This is a genomic window from Kitasatospora sp. NPDC096204, from assembly GCF_044763205.1.
In the GTDB taxonomy this organism is placed as follows: domain Bacteria; phylum Actinomycetota; class Actinomycetes; order Streptomycetales; family Streptomycetaceae; genus Kitasatospora.
In genome coordinates this window covers 1-1,344 of record NZ_JBIWFT010000104.1, presented here as the reverse complement: position 1 = coordinate 1,344, position 1,344 = coordinate 1, and the positions used below count along the sequence as shown (strand labels likewise).

The following is a 1,344-nucleotide window of genomic DNA, read 5'->3' as shown; positions in this document are numbered from 1 at the left end:
TGTGGGCCGAGTGGCCTACGCCCGTCCGGCTGACAGGCGGCCGTCGAAGGCCATGTCGAAGGCGTTCAGAGCGCCCATCCAGCGGTTGCTCCAGCGCTTGCGGCCGCGTCCTGTGGGGTCGAGGGCGAGGGTCGCGAGGTAGAGCCGTTTGAGTGCGGCCTGCTCGTTGGGGAAGTGGCCGCAGGCGCTGGCGGCCCTGCGGTAGCGGGAGTTGAGACTCTCGATGGCGTTGGTGGTGCAGATGATCTTTCGGATCTCGGTGTCGAAGGCGAGGAAGGGGACCATCTCGGGCCAGGCCCTCTCCCAGAGTTTCACCACTGCCGGGTAGTTCGCCTCCCAGGCGGCGGCGAACTCGGCGAACCGCTCCAGCGCCGCGGCCTCGTTCGGCGCGGTGTAGACGGGCTTGAGGTCCCGGGCCACCGCTGCCCAGTCCCGCTTGGACGTGTAACGGAACGAGTTCCGCAGTAGGTGGACGATGCAGGTTTGGACCACCGTTTGCGGCCAGACCTGGGCGACCGCCTCGGGCAGGCCGGTCAGGCCGTCGCAGACCAGGATCAGGCAGTCCTTCACACCGCGGTTCTTGATCTCGGTCAGGACGGACTGCCAGTACTTCGCGCCCTCGCCTGTGCCCGAGGTCCACAGGCCCAGGATGTCGCGGTAGCCGTCGGCGGTCACGCCCAGGACCACGTAGACGGGCCGGTTGGCGACCTGGCCGTCGCGGACCTTGATGTTCACGGCGTCCACGAACAGCACCGGATAGACGGGGTCGAGGGGACGGGTGCGCCAGTCGGCCATGCCGTCCAGGACCCGGTCGGTGATGGTCGAGACCGTCTCCTTGCTGGTGGTCATGCCGTAGACCTCGGCCAGGTGTGCGACGATCTCGCCGGAGGTCAGGCCCTTGGCGGTCAGCGACACGACGAGGGCGTCCAGCCCTTCGGTCCGGCGTGCGTGCCTGGGCAGGACCTTCGGCTCGAAGGTTCCGGCCCGGTCCCGGGGGATCTCAAGGGTGACCGGCCCGGCCTCGGTCATCACCGTCTTCATCCGGTAGCCGTTGCGGGCGTTGCCTCCCTTGCGGGACGAACGGCCGGGCTCCGCGGTGCCGGCCAGGTGCTCGTCCATCTCGGCCTCCAGGGCTTCCTGGAGCAGGTGCCGGGTGAGCTGCTGGAGCAGCCCGCCCTCACCGAGCAGCTGCATCCCGCCGGCCCTGGCCTGCTCGGCCGCCAGCTCGGCGACCGACGCCACCACGTCCGATCCGCCAGTATTCTTCCTCGGCCCCATGCCCAAGGCATCGGCCGTTTCCGGCTCCGACGAAACCGATCCGTCAGGAACCGACTCGATCCGGTG

General features: G+C 69.1%; 1 protein-coding gene. It reads right to left on the bottom strand.

Annotated elements, in window-relative coordinates; all coding sequences use genetic code 11:
- Window positions 1-15 precede the first annotated feature (15 nt).
- The gene (locus ACIQ87_RS40305) at window positions 16-1,278 is read right to left on the bottom strand and encodes an IS256 family transposase (RefSeq protein ID WP_402417251.1); all 1,263 of its coding nucleotides are present in this window, start codon (window positions 1,276-1,278) and stop codon (window positions 16-18) included.
- Between the last annotated feature and the right edge of the window lie 66 nt (window positions 1,279-1,344).